The organism is Dactylosporangium cerinum (assembly GCF_042653625.1).
Classification (GTDB): Bacteria; Actinomycetota; Actinomycetes; order Mycobacteriales; family Micromonosporaceae; genus Dactylosporangium; species Dactylosporangium cerinum.
Genome location: NZ_JBHSIU010000037.1, coordinates 382648 through 400888 on the forward strand (window position 1 = coordinate 382648; position 18241 = coordinate 400888).

The window sequence follows — 18241 nt, forward strand, 5'->3', positions numbered from 1 at the left end:
TGTGCTGTGCGGGGACCCTTTCGGACGATCCGTCAGACCCGGAAGCGGCCGACCGCCATGTTGAGGTCCTCCGCCGTCCGGGCGAGGGCGTCGGCGGCCGACCGGGACTCCTCGACGGTCTGGCTCGTCGACTCGGTGGCGTCGGCCACGCCGCCGATGTTGCGGGCGATCTCGTCGGCGCCGGAGGCGGCCTCCGAGACGCTCCGGCTGATCTCGCCGGTCGTGGCGGTCTGCTCCTCGACGGCCGAGGCGATCGTCGTCTGGTGGTCACTGATGCGGTCGGTGATCTGCGTGATCCCCTCGATGGCGGCCACCGCGGCGGTCGTCTCCCCCTGGATGGTCTGGATCCGGGCCGCGATGTCCTCGGTCGCCCGGGCCGTCTCCTGGGCCAGGTCCTTCACCTCGCTCGCGACGACGGCGAAGCCCTTGCCCGCGTCGCCGGCGCGGGCCGCCTCGATCGTGGCGTTCAGCGCGAGCAGGTTGGTCTGCTCGGCGATCGAGGTGATCACCTTGACGATGTTGCCGATCTCGGACGACGACTCGCCCAGCCGGCCCACGATGCCGGTGGCCTCGCGCGCCGAGGTGACCGCCTCGCCCGCCACGGCCGCGGCGTCGCCGGCGCTCGAGGCGATCTCCCGGATCGCGGCGCCCATCTCCTCGGCCGCGGCGGCGAGGGTCTGCACGTGACCGGCCACGTCCTGGGCGGCGTGCCGGACGGCGCCGGCGCGCTGCGCGGTCTGGGTCGCGCCCCCGGCCAGCTTGTCGCTGATGCCGGCCATGTTCCGCGACGACCCGCCGAGCGCGGTGGCGCTGGCGCTGATCGTCTGGACCGCGGTGAGCATGCTGGCGATGGCCCGGTTCAGCGCTGAGGCCATCTGGCCCACCTCGTCGCGACCGCCGACGTCGGCGGGGCGGGTCAGGTCACCGTCGGCCACCGCCTCCAGCACGGTCGTGACCCGGCGCAGCGGGCCCACCACCGCCCCGGTGACCAGCCACGCCACGGCAAGACCGAGCAGCAGGCTGAGCGCCGCGCCGCCGAGGACCAGCCAGTTGGTGCCGGCCCGCTTGTCCTTGACCGCCTTCGCCTCCGCGGCGGCCGCGGCGGCCTGGCTGGCGACGAGGCTCTCGAACCGCTTGTTCATGTCGTCGGTGAGCAGCTCGGACTTGTTGTACCCGGTCCAGAAGCCGTTCAGGTCGCTCTTGTCGGCGGCGGTGAGGACCTCGCCGTCGCGCACCTGCTTGTACGACTCCCAGTCCTTGCGGAGGCTGTCGAAGCTGGCCGGGTCGGCCGTCTCACCGGCGTACCGCTCCATCGACGCGGCGATGCCGGCGTCGAGCTTCTTCATCTGCTCGAGGTGCTTCGCCCGCCACTCGGCGTTGGAGATGTAGTACTTCACCGTCGTGTTCAGGTCCGCGAGGACGTCCGCGCGCAGCTGGGCGAGGGTCTGGGTGGGCCGGACCCCGTCGTCGTACACCGCCTGCCCGCCGTCGGCCAGCCGTTTGAGGCCAGTGAAACACAGGCCCACCACGACCGCGAACGTCACGACGACGATCAACACCGCGCCGAAGATCTTCGCGCCGACCGGCACGTCACCGATGCCGCGACGCGGCGATGCCGAGGTTGTACTCATGCGGGAGCCCCCAATGACGGTCTTTACCTCACGCATCGACGCTCGCGGCCCGGAGTTGAGCTTCAGCGGGCCAGCAGCGCCCGGATCGCCCGAACCACCTCCGTCGGTGACTCCTCGGCCATGAAGTGCCCGCAGTGCACGGTCGTGTGCTCCAGGTCGGGCGCCCACGCCCGCCACCGCGCCGCCGCGTCGAACCCGAGCGCGGCACCCCAGTCCTGCTGCAGCACGCTCACCGGCATCCGCAGCGACCTGCCCGCCGCCCGGTCGGCCAGGTCGTGCTCGACGTCCACGCCGGCCGAGGCCCGGTAGTCCGCGACGATCGACGCGACGGCGTCACGGCAGGCAGCGAGGTACACGTCCCGCACCGGAGCGGGGATCGTGGCCGGGTCCCGCGCCCACAGGTCGAGGAAATGGCCGAAGAACGCGTCCGGGCTCGCCCCGATCAGCGTCTCCGGCAACCCCGGCGGCTGCGCCATCAGGTACAGGTGGAACCCGACCGAGGCGGTGGTGCCGCGCATGACGTCCCACATGTCCAGCGTCGGTAGCACGTCGAGGGACAGCAGGTGCGTCACCGCGTCCGGATGGTCGAGTCCGGCCCGGAACGCGACGAGGGCACCCCGGTCGTGCCCGGCCAGGGCGAACCGGTCGTGGCCGAGCGCGGCGGCCAGCGCGACCACGTCGGCGGCCATGACCCGCTTCGCGTACGCGCCGGTGCCGGCGGGTTTGCTGCTGTCGCCGTACCCCCGCAGATCCGGACAGATCACAGTGTGGTCGGCGGCCAGGTCGGCGGCGACGTGCCGCCACATCAGATGCGTCTGCGGGAAGCCGTGCAGGAGCACGACCGGCGGCCCCTCGCCGCCGACCGCGGTGTGCAGCGCCACCCCACCGGCGACCGGGACCTGCTGGTAGTCGAAGCCGTTGATCCTCATGCGGCCCAGCCTGCGCGGCGCCGATGAGTGTCCGATGAGCAGTAGATTACTGGGGTGGTCAGGTTCGGCGTGCTCGGTCCGGTGGAGGCCGCGACCAGCGCCGGACCCGTCCCGCTGCAGGGCGCCCGCCAGCGGGCCGTCCTCGCCCGGCTCGTCGTCGCCCGCGGCCGGGTCGTCCCCGTCGGCGTCCTCGTCGACGACCTGTGGCCCGAGCACCCGCCGCGCGGGGCGGTCGCGGCGATCCGCACGTTCGTCGCCGACCTGCGGCGCGCGATCGAACCGGACCGCGCCGCCCGCCGGCCGGCGACGGTGCTGGTGACGGAGCCACCCGGCTACGCGCTGCGGGCCGCCGATGTCGACGCCTGGCGGTTCGAGGCCACCGTGGACGCGGCCCGCGACCTCGCCCCGGCGGACGCGGTGCGCCGGCTCGACGAGGCGCTGCGCTGGTGGCGCGGGCCCGCCTACGCCGAGTTCGAGGCGTCGCCGTGGGCCCGGGCCGAGATCGACCGCCTCGACGAGCTGCGCGCCCTCGCCGTGGAACGCCACGCGGCCGCGCTGCTCGCCCTCGACCGCCCCGCGGACGCTGCCGCCGAGCTGCAGGCCCACACGACCGCGCACCCGCTGCGGGAGGACGCCTGGCAGTCGCTGGCGCTCGCCCTGTACCGGTCCGGGCGCCAGGGCGACGCCCTCGCCGCGCTGCGCCGGGCCCGGACGGTCCTCGCCGACGAGCTCGGCATCGACCCGGGCCCGGGCCTGCGCGCCCTGGAAACCGGCATCCTCACCCAGTCGCCGTCGCTGGCCGGTGCGGCGCCGGTGCCGGCGTCCGGGCCAGCGCCTTTGTCAGCGCCTGGGTCGTCGCTCTGGGGGCCGTCCTGGTCGCCGTCCCGGGCGCCGGACCTCGTGGGGCGGGACGTGGAACTGGACCGGCTCCGGCGGGCCGCGGCCGACGCCGTCTCCGCGGGCCAGCCGGTCCTCGCCCTCGTGTCCGGCGAACCCGGCGCCGGCAAGACCGCGCTCGTCTCCGCCCTCGCCCGCGACCTCGCCGCCGCCGGCTGGACGGTGTCATGGGGCCACGCCCCCGAACACGACGGCGCCCAGGCCGTCCACCCCGAGGTCCTACGGCCGGCCACCGCGACGCCGATCGCCGACCCCGCCGCCGGCCACCTCCGCCGGCGCCGCGCCGCGGTGGAGGCGTTGAGCGCGGCCGCCCGGACCGCCACCGTGCTCCTCATCGCCGACGACCTGCACCGCGCCGACGAGGGGACCCTCGACGTGCTCACCGGCCTGTTCTCCGAACGCGACCCGGTCCGCGGTCCCGTCCTGCTCGCCGGGACGTTCCGCGCCACCGAGATCGGTCCGGCGCTCACCGCCGCCCTCGCCCGGTTCGCCCGCGCCGAGCCGCTGCGGATCCTCCTCGGCGGCCTGTCCGAGCCCGCCACCGCGGCCCTCGCCCGCGCCGTCGCCGGCCGTGACCTCGACACGGCGGCCGTGCACCGGCGCACCGGCGGCAACCCGTTCTTCGTCCGGGAGCTCGCCCGGCTCGTCAAGGACGAGGGCGCCGGCGCCCTGCAGGAAGTGCCAGCCGGGGTACGCGACGTCCTGCGCCACCGCCTCGCCCAGCTGCCGCCGCCCGCGCAGGCCGCGCTGCGGCTCGCCGCCGTCCTCGGCCGCGACGTCGACCCCGACGTCCTCGCCGCCCTCCTGCCGGACCCGTCCGTCCTCGACCCGGCCGTCGACGCCGGGTTCCTCACCGACGGCGGCCTCCGGTTCACCCACGTCCTGATCCGCGACACCGTCTACGGCGACCTGTCGGCCCTGCGCCGCCGCGCCTGGCACGCCGACGCCGGACTCGCGCTCGCCCGCATCCACCCGTCCGACGTCGAGTCCCTCGCCCACCATTTCGGCCACGCCGGTCCCGCGCACGCCGCCGCTGCCGCCCGGTACGCCGAAGCCGCCGCCGCCCGGGCCGAACGCCGCGGCGACCCGCACGAGGCCGCCCGCTTCTGGCGCCTGGCGGGCACCACCCCCGCGGTGCTGATGGGCCTGTCCCGCGCCCTCGCCGTCACCGGCCATCTGGCCGAGTCCCGCCGCCTGCGCGCCGCCGTCGCCCCCGACCCCGCCGCCCTCACCACCTTCGACGTCCCCGCCGTCTGGCCCCGTAACGACGACGAGCACCTGTCCCAGCAGCTCGTCACGGCCGCGACCCGGGCCCTGCGCACCCCGCTCGACGACGCGCACCGGGGGCGCCTGCTGAGCACCCTCGCCCTGGAGCTGCGCGGCACCACCACCCACCAGGGGCTGCTCGCGGCGATCGCGGCGGAACGCATCGCCCGGACCACCGGGGACCCGCTGCAACTGGCCGTGGCCCTGAACGCCCGCTATATGCACACCTTCCACCGCACCGGCCTGGCCCCGGCCCGCGCCGCCATCGGCGCCGAACTCACCGACCTGGCCGCCCGGCACGACCTCGTCACGTTCGAGGTCCTCGGCCACCTGATCCAGCTGCAGTCCGCCGCCGCCCTTGGCGACCTGCCTCGTGCCGACCGGCACGCCTCCGCCGCCGGAGCCCTCGCCACCCGCTACGACCTGCCACTGGTCGGCGTCTTCACCGCGCTGTACACGGCACTGCGGCAACCTTCGGAGCCCGCGTACCGCACCGCGCACGACGCCCTGTCCCGCGCCGACATGCCCGGCATGGCCGACGGCCTGCTGAGCCTGTCCCTGCTCAGCCTCGGCAGCTACCCCTCCACGGACTGGGGCCCGTACGAGCCGTGGGTCCGCCCACTGCTGCTTCTGCGTGCCGACCACCCGGCCGAGGCGCTGGCCGCGCTGCGCGCCCTGCCCCCGTCACCGCACGACGCCCTGCTCGAGGCCCGCCTGTGCCTGGCCGCCCGCGCGGCCGTGGCCCTGGACGACCGTCCCACGATGCGCGCCCTGCGCGCCGCCCTGCTCCCAGCCGCCGCCGAACACGCCGGCGCCCAGTCCGGGGTCCTCACGTTCGGCCCGGTCGCCGGATACCTCGACGCCCTCGCGTGACCGTGCCCACCCAGATCGACCAGACAGCTCGCAGCCCGCACGGCTCGTCCGGGCCGCCGCATTCGACGAGGCTCGTTCCATCCCGATTGCAGAACGCACGGATGTGGGACCTCACCGGCATCGAGCGTCTCGACGGTCCCGCGCTAATCCGGGTCCTTCCCGACCAGGTCCGTCAGCCGCTGCAGGGCCAGTTGCGGGGTGAACACCGTCACGGGGCCGTTCGACGCGAGCTCGCAGTCGCTGAACGAGATCGAGACCGTGACCGCCGCACCGGCGCGGTATTCGAAGATGGCGATCATCGATCCTCTCGAGAACCCCGGGCAGCTGTACACCGCGTCCTTCAGCATCGGTTGCCCCGAATTGAGCGTTGCCGCGAGCGCGGTCACATCGGCGTCTCGAATCACGACCGAACGGGCCAGCGTCCCCGAGGGGGCGGATTCGTCCGGTCGGTGATACCGGCAGAGGGTGGCAATGACCGGTCTGCCCGGAACGAGCCGATCAGCCAGATCCGGGCGGTCGGGGTTGGCGGGCCGCCCCGGATCCTGACCCGGACACGACGCGGTGGCCACTGTCGCGCTCGTCGTGTCGCCACCGCCCGGGCGCAGCGCGAGACTCCCGGCGGCGACGACCCCCACGGCGACCACTGCCGCACCCACCAGACGACGACGGTGGCGGCGGCGGGCCCGGTCCGCCACCCGGTCGAACAACGACGGGGACCCGGCCGGTTGCTGGACCAGCTCGTCCAGCGCAACCGAAACCCGCTGCTCAAGGTCATCCATGGTCATCGGTTCCCTCCCGGCACGGCCGCGGCCTGCAGCTTCTCCAACGCCTTCGACGTCTGGCTCTTCACCGTGCCCGCTGAACATCCGAGCAGTTGCGCGGTCTGCTCCACCGACAGGTCCTCGTAGAACCGCAGGACCAGGACCGTGCGCTGGGCCGGCGGCAGCGCCGGCAGCACCCGCGCGAGCACATCCCGCAGGTCCACACCGGCCAACGCGTCGCCGGTGTCGGCGACGTCCGGCAGCTGGGCCGTCGGCTGCTCCCCCCACCAGCGACGGCGACGCCAGGTCAGGTAGCTGGTCACCATGACCCGCCGCACGTAGCCGTCCGGATCGGCGCCACCGGCGATCAGGCGTTCCCAATGCGGCCAGACCTTCACCAGGGCCGTCTGGACCAGGTCCTCGCCCTGTTGCCAGTCCCCGGTCAACAACCGCGCCGTGCGCAGCAGCGCGGCTTGCCGGGCCAGCACGTACTCACGGAATCCAGCCGGCTCCGACATGTTGCCTCCTCGCGGACGCGTCCCCCGTCCAACTGAGACACAACGCGGACGGCTCGCCAGGTTGCCTCCGGCCGGGCCGTGGCAGGATCTCCGCAACGGTCGACCGGGCGGAGGTCCACATGGGTGCGTCAGGATGGGACTACCTGGTCCCCTACGACGGCGGGGTCGCGGCCACGCTCCAGCGGCTCCGCGCCGACGTGTTCGCCGCCGGCGACTACTACTGGCCGTACGGCAGCGACCGGCCGAAGCCGGCGACCGAGGAGGAACTCTGGGCCGACCGGAACGTCCGCGAGAGCATGACCCACTCGGTCCTGGACGTCTTCGAGGTGGGCACCGGCGACCCCCGGGGCGAGAGGACGTTCGGCCGGACGTTCGAGGTGACGGACGCCGAGTGCACGGCCGTGTTCGGCACGGCCCACCCGACCGCGGACGACCTGCCGCCCGACCTCGAGGGGCCGATCGAGGCGCTGCTCACCGGGCGCGGCGTCGGGCGGCACCTGATCATCCACGGTGCCGACGGGCCGGCGCAGATCCTGTTCTTCGGCGCCACCGGGGACTGACCGCGATGTCCACCCGGCTGGAGGACTACGTCGGCGCCCCGCAGCTGCTGGGTGAGATCGTCTACGAGCCGGACTGGTACCTGCTGAGCGTCCCCGCCGAAGCGCTCGCCTTGGTGGAACCGACCGGCGTGGTGTTCAAGCCGGCGGCGCGGCCGCACATCTCGGTGATGAAGGGTGAGGCGCCGAGCCGGAACGTGGCGGCCTGGGGCACGGCGTTCGTCGGCGAGCGGGTCACCGTCCAGGTGTCGCCGGTCGTGAAGGACGAGAACGGGCTGCACCTGTGGGTCGACTGCCACAGTGCCCGGCTGTGCGAGATGCGCGAGCACTTCGGGCTGACCACGCTGCGCCGCGAGGACGGCGCCTACCTGGTGAACTTCCACCTGACGGTCGGCCGGCGGAAGCAGGCCGTGGACGGGCGGCGGCGGCCGCAGCTACGCCTGTCGCCGCAGAGCCACATCGACGTCGGCACCGGCATGCAGCATCTATGACCCGAGCTTGTGCGGGCACTGGTGCAGCGGCCGCCGGGGGATGCGGGCCGGGCGGCGGATCGACACGAGCCGGGCCGGGCGGACGACCGGCTGCTTCGAGGACAGCGGCGCGGTGGTGGACGTCGCGGTGCGGGACACCGCGGCGAGGTGCGACGACAGCGCGGCGTGCAGCAGCGTCGGGGACTGCTGCGGCGAGGTGGAGTTGCGGCGGTTGTGGCCGGTGTACGACGAAACCGGCGGGCTGGAGCTGCGCTGCGCCGGGATCCGGCGGGGTGCCGGGAACGCGTCCAGGGGCGCGGCGGCCACCGGGGCCGGTTCGTCCTTCTCCGGCCGGGTGACCACGAACGCGACGACGGCCGCCACGATGACCGGGACCAGGTAGAGCAGGGCTCCGGCGTATTGCTCGGTCACGACGACGACTCCCAACACTGCGCACAACTGACCTGCGCAACGCTACGGATTGCCCCGCATCGACGATGTCATCCGGTCGGTCCGCCCTGCAAGTCCGGGCGGGGTGCAGCTGAGGTGCAAACCTCCCGGAACCAGTCGAAGGACCGCCGCCTGGTCCGCTCCTGGGTGTCGAAGTCGACGTGGACGAGGCCGAAGCGCTGGTCGTAGCCCTCGGCCCACTCGAAATTGTCCAGCAGTGACCAGGCACAGTAGCCGCGGACGTCGACCCCGGCCGCGATCGCCTCGCGGACGGCGGTGAGGTGGCCGGCGTGGTAGTCGATGCGGAACTGGTCGTCGACCGGTGCGTAGGAACAGCCGCTCTCGGTGATCCAGATCGGCGGGAGCTTCTCGCCGTACGTGTCGCGCAACGTCACCAGCAGGTCCCGCAGCGCCGACGGCACGACCGGCCAGCCGAAGTCGGTGGTCGGGTAGCCGGGGATGGTCTCGGCGCGGTGGAACGGCAGGTCCTCACCGGGCTGCGGGGCGCCGACGAGGCTCGGGTTGTAGTAGTTGACGCCCAGGGCGTCGATCGGCTGGGAGATGACCTGCAGGTCGCCGTCCAGGACGATCGAGTCGATGTCGGCGGTGGTGAGCCCCTCGACGATCGGCGGGTACGCGCCGAGCAGGACCGGGTCGGTGAAGAGCCGGTTCTGCACCAGGTCGTAGAACATGGCGGAGGTCTGGTCGTCCTCGGCGTCGCTCGCCGGCCACACCGGCGAGTAGTTGTTGGCGAGGGTGATCGGCGCGGTGGACACCCGGCGCAGCGCCGACACGGCCAGGCCGTGGCCGAGGAGCTGGTGGTGGATGACCGGGAGCAGGTCCAGGCCGAGCTGCTGGCCGGGGGCGTGGACGCCCAGGACGTGACCGAGCACCAGGTGGATGTAGGGCTCGTTGAGCGTCACCCACAGTTTCACCCGGTCGCCGAGGGCCTCGCCGACGAGTTCGGCGTACTCACCGAGGCGCATCGCGGTGTCGCGGTTGCCCCAGCCGCCGAGGTCCTGCAGGGCCTGCGGCAGGTCCCAGTGGAACAGGGTCACGAGCGGGTCGATGCCGCGGGCGAGCAGGCCGTCGACGAGCCGGTCGTAGAACGCCAGGCCGGCGGCGTTGGCGGGGCCGGCGCCGGTCGGCTGGACGCGGGGCCAGGAGATCGAGAACCGGTACGCGGTGGCGCCGAGCTCCTGGATCAGGTCGAGGTCGGACTCCCACCGGTGGTAGTGGTCGCAGGCGACGTCGCCGGTGGCACCGCCCCTGGTCGTGCCGGGGGTGCGGCTGAACGTGTCCCAGATGGACAGGCCGCGGCCGTCCTTCTCCGCGGCGCCCTCGATCTGGTACGCGGCGGTCGAGACACCGAACTGGAACCCGGGAGGAAAGTCCGACATGATCGCACGCTACCGGCTGGGGCAGTATTGGGCCATGGCACACGAGATCCCGACCGTCGAGCTCGCTCCGGGGGTGCAGCTGCCGACCATCGGCTTCGGCACCTGGCAGATCACCGGCTCGTCGGCGTACGAGTCGACCCGCACCGCGCTCGACGTCGGTTACCGGCACATCGACACCGCCACCATGTACGGCAACGAGGAGCAGATCGGCAGGGCGCTGCGCGACAGCGGCGTGGACCGTTCGGACATCTTCATCACCACGAAGCTCCCGCCGTCGCAGTCCGGCCTGGAGCGGCAGACGATCGAGGCCAGCCTCAAGGCGCTCGGCGTCGACCACGTCGACCTGTGGCTCATCCACTGGCCGCCGTCGCGGGCGAAGTCGGTGCCGACCTGGGTGGCGTTCCAGGCGGCCCGCGACGCCGGCCTGACCCGCTCGATCGGGGTCAGCAACTACGACACCGCGCTCATCGACCAGCTGATCAAGGAGACCGGCGACGTGCCCGTCGTCAACCAGGTCGCGTGGAGCCCGGCCCAGCACGACGAGCACTTCCTCGCCGACATGCGCGCCCGGCGGGTCGTCGTGGAGGGGTACAGCTCGCTGAAGAACACGCCCCTGGACGATCCGCGGCTGGTCGCGATCGCGGCGGCGCACGGCGTGACGGTGCCGCAGGTGGTGCTGCGCTGGCAGCTGCACCACGACATCGTCATCATCCCGAAGTCGACCCGCCGGGAGCGGATGACCGAGAACCTGTCGGTGCTCGGCTTCTCGCTGTCCGCGGACGAGCTGGAGACCATCAACTCCTTGTGATGCCCCGGTCCACCCTGGCCCGCCAGCCCCCGTCGCGGGGCTGGCGGCGCAGCTTCGCCAGGGCCTCGACCGCGCCGGTCACCAGCTCGCCGAAGTCGGGGTCCGGCCCCTTGTGGATGAGAAACGCCAGGCCGTTGGAGTTGCTCACGGCCCATCCGGTGCGCCTCCCGAGCCGGTGCGCCGCGTCGGCGCCGTGCGCGGTGACCAGCTGGATGTCGAACGGGTGGCGCACCGCACCGCCGTCGCGGGTCACCACGATCCGCGCCTGAGCGAGGGCGTCGTCCCGGTTGAACAACGCCCGCCACCACCGCGTCCGCGGGGCCTCCAGCACGACCTCGACGCCCTCGCCGTGCTCACCCGGGTCGCGGGCGTCCGCGACGGCACGCACCAGGTCGACCACCTTCGCGGTGTCCGACCGGCGGAACGGCACCCAACTGTCCACGGCGACATCTTCGCCTGCTTTTCCTCAGATGCCGTCGCCGTCGGCCGTTCAGCGGGACAGAACATCCGAAAGGACGTCCCCATGCGCCGCTGGCTGGGCTCCCTCCGCGTCTACACCAAGATCCTCATCGTCGCGGCCGTCGCGATCGCCGGCACCGCCGCGACCGGGATCTTCGCCCTCGTCGGCATCGCGGGGCTGAGCCACACCCGCAACGAAGAGGTCGGCCACTCGGTGCCGTACATCACCGCGCTGAACAAGGCGGCCCTCACCGCGAAGGCGGCCGCCAACGACGAACGCGGCTACCTCCTCGGCGGTGACGTCACCTTCCGCGACGAGGCGCTCGGCCGGCAGGAGACGGTCAACACCGCGCTGGCCTCGGCGCTGGCCCTGGCCCGGTCCGACGCCGCCGTCCAGGAGATCCAGACCGCCACCGACGCCTGGTTCACCGCGCTGCGGGCGGAGTTCACCCTGTTCGGCACCGACCGGGCGGCCGCCGTGACCGCCGCCTTCGGCCCGAACCGCGAGCTGCGCAAGGTGTACGAAGGGCTCATCGACACGGAGATCGCCTGCGCCGACGCGGCACTGGTCGCGGGCAAGGAGTTCGGCGACACGGTGTCCTCGGTCCGCTTCACCGTCATCGTCCTGCTCGCCGTCGCGCTCGCCCTGGCCGTCGCGCTCGCGCTGTACATCGCCCGCTCGATCGTGCAACCGCTGGGCCGCGTCTCGCACGTCCTGCGCGCCGTCGCCGACGGCGACCTCACCCAGGACCCGGCCGTCGACCAGCGCGACGAGGTGGGCCAGATGGCCGACGCCCTGCGGACCGCCACCGGCAACCTGCGCCGGACGGTGGCGACCCTGGCCGAGCACTCGACGGTCCTCGCCAGCGCCTCCGAGGAGCTCGCCACCACCAGCGCGCAGAGCTCCGGCGGCGCCGCGACCGGCGCCCGCCAGGCCAGCGCCGTCGCCGGCCTGGCCACCGAGATGTCCGGCGCCATCTCCACCGTCGCCGCCGGCGCCACCGAGATGGGCGCCTCGATCCGCGAGATCGCCCAGAGCGCCACCCAGGCCGTGACCGTCGCCGGCCGCGCCGTCGAGGTCGCCGGCACCACCAACACCGTCATGAGCAAGCTCGGCGACTCCTCCGCCGAGATCGGCAACGTCATCAAGGTGATCACCTCGATCGCCGAGCAGACGAACCTCCTGGCCCTCAACGCCACCATCGAGGCGGCCCGCGCGGGCGCCGCGGGGAAGGGCTTCGCGGTCGTCGCCTCCGAGGTCAAGGACCTCGCCCAGGAGACCGCCCGGGCCACCGACGACATCAGCCGCCGGGTAGCCTGGCCGAGCTCTCCGGCAGCCTGCGCACCATCGTTCATTCGTTCCGCTACTGACGGTGCTGGACGGCAACGGCCCCCGTCTGTGCGGGGGCCGTCGCCGGTCAAGTGGGCACGGTTGGGTTCGAACCAACGACCCCCCGCTTGTAGGATGGTCGGGATTTCCGCAGTTCAAAGAGCCTGTCCGAACCCGTCGTGCCGCAAGCGGTCTGCGTGGCGTTGGTCAGTCTCCCGAGTGGCCGAAGAACAAGATCTGGTCGGGCATCCCGTCGGCGTAGATGATCAGATGTCGCCCAACCCCGTAGCCCGTGAGAAGGTGGCCGAGGGTTTCCGCCAGCTGGCCATCCAGGCGCGCCAAGTCGTCCGCCGTCACCCGTGTCGTGCCAAGCGCCCGCTCGCACTCGGCGTCCGTCACCTCAAAGGTTTTGCAGTAGGCGTCATCGTCGGCGGGATCGCCGACACCAACCTCGAAGATATCCAAGATCGAATGAGTGCTGTCCTCCAGGATCCACCCGTCGGACAGCAGCTCATCCTCCGCCGTCGGCTTCAGCCGATCGCCGCCGTGCGGCCAGTAGTAGTCATCAGGGGTAAACAAGTCGGCACGAAGCTGTGCGAGTGCGGCGGCCACGCTCCCGCTGAACGGGACCAGGTACTGCCACTCCGGCGCGTCCACGCGAACCTCCGACCGTCGATGTTGAGGTGATCCTGCCACCGCCGGTTCGCGCAGTCCCCCAGCGTTCGTGCCGGTTGCCGTAGGTGTTGCCGTACGGACGCTGGCCGCGCCTTGGGATGCCGGCCGCCTCCTTTGGTGCTCTGCTCCAGGATCACGTTGCGCGCACCGCCCTGGCCGACGCGCTGGTGATGGCCACCGAAAGTCGCCCGCCGTTCCTGGAGCGCGTAGCACACATTTCCATCGTCGAGGCCACCTCAATGGAGCGGTTCTGCCGCCGGCTGTCAGACCGCTCCGGCCGGTGCAGCCCGGCGACTACCCTTGTTCGGGAGGGGGTGATCTCGATGCCCAGATTTCTCATCGAGGCGACTTACACGCTCGACGGACTCCGCGGGCTCATGCAGGACGGTGGCAGCGGGCGGGTCGAAGCGGCCGGCAAGATGGCCGAAAGTGTCGGTGGGCACCTTGAATCGTTCGACTTCACATTCGGCGAGCAAGACACGCATGTGATTTGCGAACTGCCCGACAACAAGTCCGCCGCCGCCGTCGCTTTCGCGATCGGCGCATCCGGTGGAGCAACCACCAGGACCGTGGTGCTGCTCAGCCCTGCAGAGGTCGACCAAGCGGTTCGGCAGGCTGTCGAATACCGCGCACCTGGCGCCTGATCGGGCTGGCCGCCGCGCCGGATCTACGGTTCGACCGGCGCCCTCCAGCGGCTGCGCCCGCAAGCCGAGCCTGGCCTCCAGGGTGCCCTGCGTGCCGGCCGTCCACCGCGATGAGCTTCGGAGGGCGGGCCGCGGCCCAGGACGCCCGTGTCGCACACGGGAGGGAGGGCGCTCCAGCGGGCCGGAAGTGTCGTACCCACGAGTAGTCTGACCTGGTCGGACGCGGGCAGCGGCGGACCAGGCGCGACCCCGTGCGGACGGCAAGGTGGTGGTCCGTCCAGCGAAGGCGCAGAGCGCGGCCGGCGATACCGCCACAAGAGTTGGTGAGCTGACCGCGCGCAGCGCCGGTCAGTGGCCGTGCAGCGGCCATGGAGGTGCGGGTGGGAACCCCCGCCGCGCCGAAGGCGCAGAAAACACTGTGGGCACGGTTGGGTTCGAACCAACGACCCCCCGCTTGTAAGGCGGGTGCTCTTCCACTGAGCTACGCGCCCCGAACTGCTGTCCCGGGTATCCAGGATGCTACCTGCCGCGCCTCATCCGCCCCAGTCGGTACCAGATGTGTATCAGCTCTGCAACGATGCGATCGCTGTCCGCCAGGCATCCTGGTCGCGGGCCGTGCCCGGGCCGTGGTGCTCGGCGAACCTGACGACGCCGGCGGTGTCGATGAGGAACGTGCCGCGGTCGGCGAAGCCGCGCTGGTCGTTGAAGACCCCGTACGCCTGAGCCACCGCCCCGTGCGGCCAGAAGTCCGACAGGAGAGGGAAGTCATAGCCTTCCCGGTCGGCCCAGACCTTGTGGCTGTAGGGCGAGTCGACGCTGACGGTGAGGACCTGCACGGCGTCGGACTGGAAGTCGCCGGCCGTGGACAGTTCGCCCTGGCAGGTGCCGGTGAAGGCGAGCGGGTAGAAGACCAGGAGCACGGCTTTACGGCCGCGGAAATCCGACAGGCGGACCTCCTGGTTGTTCTGGTCCCTGAGCACGAAGTCCGGCGCCTCGCCGCCGACGTCGACCGTCATGGGCACGAGCATGCCAGGTGTCGTACCGGGGGCCTACACTCGCCCGCATGGCTGCCGGTCCGCGTCTGGGCATCGACTTCGGGACCTCCCATACCGTTGCGCTGCTCGCGTGGCCGGATGGGCGGGTCCGCCCCTTGCTGTTCGACGGTTCGCCGTTGCTGCCGTCCTGCGTCTACGCGCAGCCCGACGGGCAGGTCCTCGTCGGCCGCGATGCGGTGCACGCGGCCCGGGTCGACCCGGCGCGGTTCGAGGCGAGCCCGAAGCGGCGCATCGACGACGGCACGGTGCTGCTCGGTGACCGTGAGTTCACGGTCCCGGCGTTGATCGGGGCGGTGCTGTCGCACGTCGCGTCGGAGGCTCGCCGGGTCGCCGGTGGGCAGGTCGGCGCGGTGACGCTGACGCACCCGGCGGCGTGGGGCGTGTCGCGGCGCCTGGCGCTCGTGGAGGGCGCGACGATCGCCGGGCTGCCACAGCCGGCGCTCATGCCCGAGCCGGTGGCCGCCGCGCACTATTTCGCCGGTGTGCTGCAGAAGCCCCTCACCGCGGAGCAGGGCCTGCTCGTGTACGACTTCGGCGGCGGCACCTTCGACGCCAGCGTGGTGACCCGCGCCGGGGACGGTTTCGACGTGCGCGCGGTCGACGGCATCGACGATCTGGGCGGCATCGACCTCGACGCGTTGATCGTCGACCACGCGAAGCGGCAGCTGGAAGACGCTCCGGTGTGGGCGCGGCTGGAGAGCCCGCAGACCACCGAGGACCGCCGGCACCGCCGGCTGCTGTGGGACGACGCCCGGGTGGCGAAGGAGATGCTGTCGCGGACCCCCACGACGGGGCTGCACGTGCCGATCGCGGCCGCCGACGTCGCCATCACCCGCGAGGCGTTCGAGGACCTCGCCCGGCCGATGCTGGAGCAGACGGTCCGCACCACGGCGGCCGTGGTCCGCTGGGCCGGGCTGGACAACAGCAAGCTCGCCGGGCTGTTCCTGGTCGGCGGCTCGAGCCGGATCCCGCTCGTTGCGACGCTGCTGCAGAAGGAGCTCGGGGTCGCGCCGACGATCATCGAGCAGCCGGAGATGGTGGTCGCCGAGGGCAGCCTCCGCGCGTGGGTGAATGTCGGCGTCCAGCCCGGCGCGGCCGCGCCGGCCGCCGCGGCGCCGGGTGGGGCGCCTGGTGGGGCGCAGCAGGGTGGCCTCGCGAAGCCGCCGGGCGCGCAGCCGCCGCAGGGCGGTCAGGGGCAGGCCGTCGCGGGTGCCGCGGGCGCGGCCGGTGCGATCTACGGCGGGGCTCAGGCGGCGCAGGCCGCGGGATTCCCGCAGGGGGCGGTCGCCACGCCACCCGGCGGTGTGGCGCCGGTCAGCGCCGTGCCGATGAGCGCCCCTCCCGTGAGCAGCCCTCCGATGAGCGCGCCTCCGATGAGTTCACCGCCCATGAGCGGGCCGCCGATGAGCGCGCCACCTGCGAGCAACGTGCCGGTCAGCGCGCCGCCGCCGGTGAGCGGCGGCCCTGGCGGGTTCCACGGCGGCTACCCGGCGGGTGCGCCGGTCAGCCCCGGCTTCGGTGATGCCGAGGCCACCCAGCGGATCCGTCCGACGACCCCGCCGCCGGTGCAGCAGGCGGGCTACCAGCAGGCCTACCAGCAGGGTCACGCACCGGTCCAGCCGCCGCAGCCGCCGCGGTTCGCGCAGCCGCCGGTGCAGCAGGGCTACGTGTCGCCCTCGGCGACGCGCATGGACTACGCGCCGCCGATCCCGCGGGAGGAGCCGCTGCCGCCGCCCCGCCGGCGCAACGTGGCGGTCCCGCTCCTGGTCGGCATCCTGATCCTGGCGCTGGGCCTGGCCGGTTACGTGGTCTACACGGAGGTCGGCAACAACAAGTCCGACAACACCGCCGATCAGCAGCCCTCGACCTCGACCAGCACCACCCCCGCCCCGTCCTCGTCGTCGACCAGCCAGGTGCTGGACATCCCCGCGAAGCCCCGCGAGGAACGCCCGTCGTGGCTGCCCAACAACTGGAAGCTGTTCCCGCAGCGCGGCCTGCACGACCTGTGGATGTCACAGGACGAGTCCGAGGGCGGCAGGTGCGAAGCGACCGACAGCAACCTGCACGTCACGTCCGAGCGGCAGGGCCTGACCGGCTGCACATTGAAGGACCCGCTCAACGTGTCGCTGACCGACGTCGGTATCGAGGCGAAGGTGCACCGGGAAACCGGCTGCGCCGGCATCTGGGCCCGCACCGGTGACCGCGGCTACACGGTCGGCGTCTGCGACGGCGTCATCCGCCTGTACGCCCTGGGCGACAACGCCCCCAGCCCGGACAACGAACTGGCCTCGTGGCCCGTCAAGATCGAGGGCGACCCGTACGTGACCCTGGTCGCCATCGGCACCGAGATCTCGGTCTGGGTCAACGGCACCAAGCTCGGCACGAAGAACCACGACCTGATCAAGCGCGGCAAGGTCAACCTGGGTGCTTTCACGGCCGCGGACCCCGCCAACGTCACCTTCTCGGAGGTGCGCGTCTGGCAGCCCCAGTCCAACTCCGGCGGCGGCAACCAGACCACCTCGCCCAGCCCTTCGAGGTCGGGCTGGTCCAGCCCGCCGTCGACGACCGCAACGCCGAAGCCGACCTCGACCAAGTCGGCGCCCTGACGCCCACCCCGCCCGGCCCGGGCATCCGTCGCGACAACCCAGTGACGGTGCCCTGGCCGGCGCCCGCGACGCGGCGACCGGGCCCGTGACGGTGCCCGGCCCGAGTCCGCGACGCGGCGACCGGCTGTAGGGGGCGGGGTCACGTTCGGACGGTGCCCTGGTCGCACCCCTGGCGTCCGGGGATGTGACCGGCCCTACCGGCGATCAGGCGGCGCTGCCGGCATTCACCCGATCACGCGCAGATCGCCACGATCGGGTCCGACGACAGCCCGTGACCGAGCGGTGCGATGGTTCATGCGTCGGTCGAACGGTGGCGGTGCGACCGCGCCGGAACTGGCGGGATCAGGCGATGGCGAGACTCCACTGCTCCCACGTCCGTTCGATCTTGACTGGAACGAAGCGCGGTCGCCGGGAGGGGTTGGAGCGTCCGATCCGGCGGGACCGTGTCCGGATAGGTCTCTGTGTACTTTTTGTTCCGCCCGGAGTGGATCTTTCCGGTGATCGAAGGAGCGTGCTGGCCGTCCGAGCGGCCGCGGCCGTCCTTCGATCATGGCGGCAGGACCGAGCGGCCCGCGTCCGGGAACACTGACCCACGCCAGGCACTGATTCGATCTTGGCGGCGTGATCGAAGGACGGTTCTGGCCGTCAGTGCAGGCCCATTGACCGCAGGCCCGCAGCGTTGACTCCGCGGCATCGGGATCGACCCCGGCTTCTACCGGCTGGCGAGGAGAGGAAGGCACGCCGGGGAGGGGCGGAATTGGCGACGGCACGCGAAGATCGGGCGCGGCCGGTGCGAGTCACATCAGGCCGGCGAGGCCGGGCGAGCGGGCCGGGCGAGCGGGCCGGGCGAGCGGGCCGGGCGAGCGGGCCGGGCGAGCGGGCCGGGCGAGCGGGCCGGGCGAGCGGGCCGGG

Annotated in this window: 15 protein-coding genes and 1 tRNA gene; 7 read left to right on the forward strand and 9 right to left on the reverse strand. The window is 72.6% G+C overall.

The genetic code is table 11. From position 1 onward, the window contains the following. Positions 1-32: 32 nt before the first annotated feature. Entirely contained in the window at positions 33-1631 is a 1599-nt protein-coding gene (locus ACFPIJ_RS28380; RefSeq protein WP_380119121.1) for a methyl-accepting chemotaxis protein, read from the reverse strand. A 62-nt stretch (positions 1632-1693) separates the two neighbouring features. Then, positions 1694-2560 carry an alpha/beta fold hydrolase gene (locus tag ACFPIJ_RS28385; RefSeq protein WP_380119124.1) on the reverse strand — a complete coding sequence of 289 codons (867 nt, stop codon included), beginning with the start codon at positions 2558-2560 and terminating at the stop codon, positions 1694-1696. 54 nt (positions 2561-2614) lie between these two features. On the opposite strand from ACFPIJ_RS28385, the gene ACFPIJ_RS28390 reads away from it, so the two are divergent. Continuing rightward, positions 2615-5596 (forward strand): BTAD domain-containing putative transcriptional regulator, encoded by a 2982-nt coding sequence (locus ACFPIJ_RS28390; RefSeq protein ID WP_380119126.1) that lies wholly within the window; start codon positions 2615-2617, stop codon positions 5594-5596. A gap of 143 nt (positions 5597-5739) precedes the next feature. Here ACFPIJ_RS28390 and ACFPIJ_RS28395 read toward each other — a convergent pair whose 3' ends face one another. Continuing rightward, positions 5740-6381, reverse strand: a complete 642-nt coding sequence (locus ACFPIJ_RS28395) for a hypothetical protein (protein WP_380119128.1) — start codon at positions 6379-6381, stop codon at positions 5740-5742. Then, a complete protein-coding gene (locus tag ACFPIJ_RS28400) occupies positions 6378-6875 on the reverse strand; it encodes a SigE family RNA polymerase sigma factor (RefSeq protein ID WP_380119130.1) in 498 nt (165 codons plus the stop codon). The genes ACFPIJ_RS28395 and ACFPIJ_RS28400 overlap by 4 nt, the downstream gene beginning before the upstream one ends. A gap of 119 nt (positions 6876-6994) precedes the next feature. Here ACFPIJ_RS28400 and ACFPIJ_RS28405 point away from each other — a divergent pair, with 119 nt between their 5' ends. Continuing rightward, positions 6995-7435: a hypothetical protein gene (locus ACFPIJ_RS28405; protein WP_380119133.1), complete on the forward strand. Its 441-nt coding sequence runs from the start codon at positions 6995-6997 to the stop codon at positions 7433-7435. A 5-nt stretch (positions 7436-7440) separates the two neighbouring features. After that, complete coding sequence (locus tag ACFPIJ_RS28410; protein WP_380119136.1) at positions 7441-7923, forward strand: hypothetical protein; 483 nt, start codon at positions 7441-7443, stop codon at positions 7921-7923. Here ACFPIJ_RS28410 and ACFPIJ_RS28415 read toward each other — a convergent pair. Together ACFPIJ_RS28415 and ACFPIJ_RS28420 are read right to left on the reverse strand one after the other, a co-directional pair. Continuing rightward, on the reverse strand, positions 7918-8334 hold the full coding sequence (locus ACFPIJ_RS28415; RefSeq protein WP_380119138.1) for a hypothetical protein: 417 nt from the start codon (positions 8332-8334) through the stop codon (positions 7918-7920). The genes ACFPIJ_RS28410 and ACFPIJ_RS28415 overlap by 6 nt on opposite strands. 68 nt (positions 8335-8402) lie before the next feature. Next, positions 8403-9752: a GH1 family beta-glucosidase gene (locus ACFPIJ_RS28420; protein ID WP_380119140.1), complete on the reverse strand. Its 1350-nt coding sequence runs from the start codon at positions 9750-9752 to the stop codon at positions 8403-8405. On the opposite strand from ACFPIJ_RS28420, the gene ACFPIJ_RS28425 reads away from it, so the two are divergent. Further along, complete coding sequence (locus ACFPIJ_RS28425; RefSeq protein ID WP_380119141.1) at positions 9751-10560, forward strand: aldo/keto reductase; 810 nt, start codon at positions 9751-9753, stop codon at positions 10558-10560. The genes ACFPIJ_RS28420 and ACFPIJ_RS28425 overlap by 2 nt on opposite strands. On the opposite strand, the gene ACFPIJ_RS28430 is transcribed toward ACFPIJ_RS28425, so the two are convergent. Next, positions 10547-11002 carry a hypothetical protein gene (locus ACFPIJ_RS28430; RefSeq protein WP_380119144.1) on the reverse strand — a complete coding sequence of 152 codons (456 nt, stop codon included), beginning with the start codon at positions 11000-11002 and terminating at the stop codon, positions 10547-10549. The genes ACFPIJ_RS28425 and ACFPIJ_RS28430 overlap by 14 nt on opposite strands. Positions 11003-11083: 81 nt before the next feature. Here ACFPIJ_RS28430 and ACFPIJ_RS28435 point away from each other — a divergent pair, with 81 nt between their 5' ends. Both ACFPIJ_RS28435 and ACFPIJ_RS28440 read left to right on the forward strand, forming a co-directional pair. After that, complete coding sequence (locus ACFPIJ_RS28435) at positions 11084-13036, forward strand: methyl-accepting chemotaxis protein (protein WP_380119146.1); 1953 nt, start codon at positions 11084-11086, stop codon at positions 13034-13036. A gap of 53 nt (positions 13037-13089) precedes the next feature. Next, positions 13090-13668, forward strand: coding sequence for a GYD domain-containing protein (locus ACFPIJ_RS28440; protein ID WP_380119148.1), 579 nt, complete (start codon positions 13090-13092; stop codon positions 13666-13668). A 419-nt stretch (positions 13669-14087) separates the two neighbouring features. Here ACFPIJ_RS28440 and ACFPIJ_RS28445 read toward each other — a convergent pair. Both ACFPIJ_RS28445 and ACFPIJ_RS28450 read right to left on the reverse strand, forming a co-directional pair. Beyond that, positions 14088-14159 (reverse strand) — tRNA-Val (locus tag ACFPIJ_RS28445). Between the two features lie 72 nt (positions 14160-14231). Next, positions 14232-14684: a peroxiredoxin gene (locus ACFPIJ_RS28450; RefSeq protein ID WP_380119151.1), complete on the reverse strand. Its 453-nt coding sequence runs from the start codon at positions 14682-14684 to the stop codon at positions 14232-14234. 47 nt (positions 14685-14731) lie between these two features. Between ACFPIJ_RS28450 and ACFPIJ_RS28455 the strand changes: the two genes are divergently transcribed. Then, the gene (locus ACFPIJ_RS28455; RefSeq protein WP_380119153.1) at positions 14732-17329 is read left to right on the forward strand and encodes an Hsp70 family protein; all 2598 of its coding nucleotides are present in this window, start codon (positions 14732-14734) and stop codon (positions 17327-17329) included. Positions 17330-18241 lie beyond the last annotated feature (912 nt).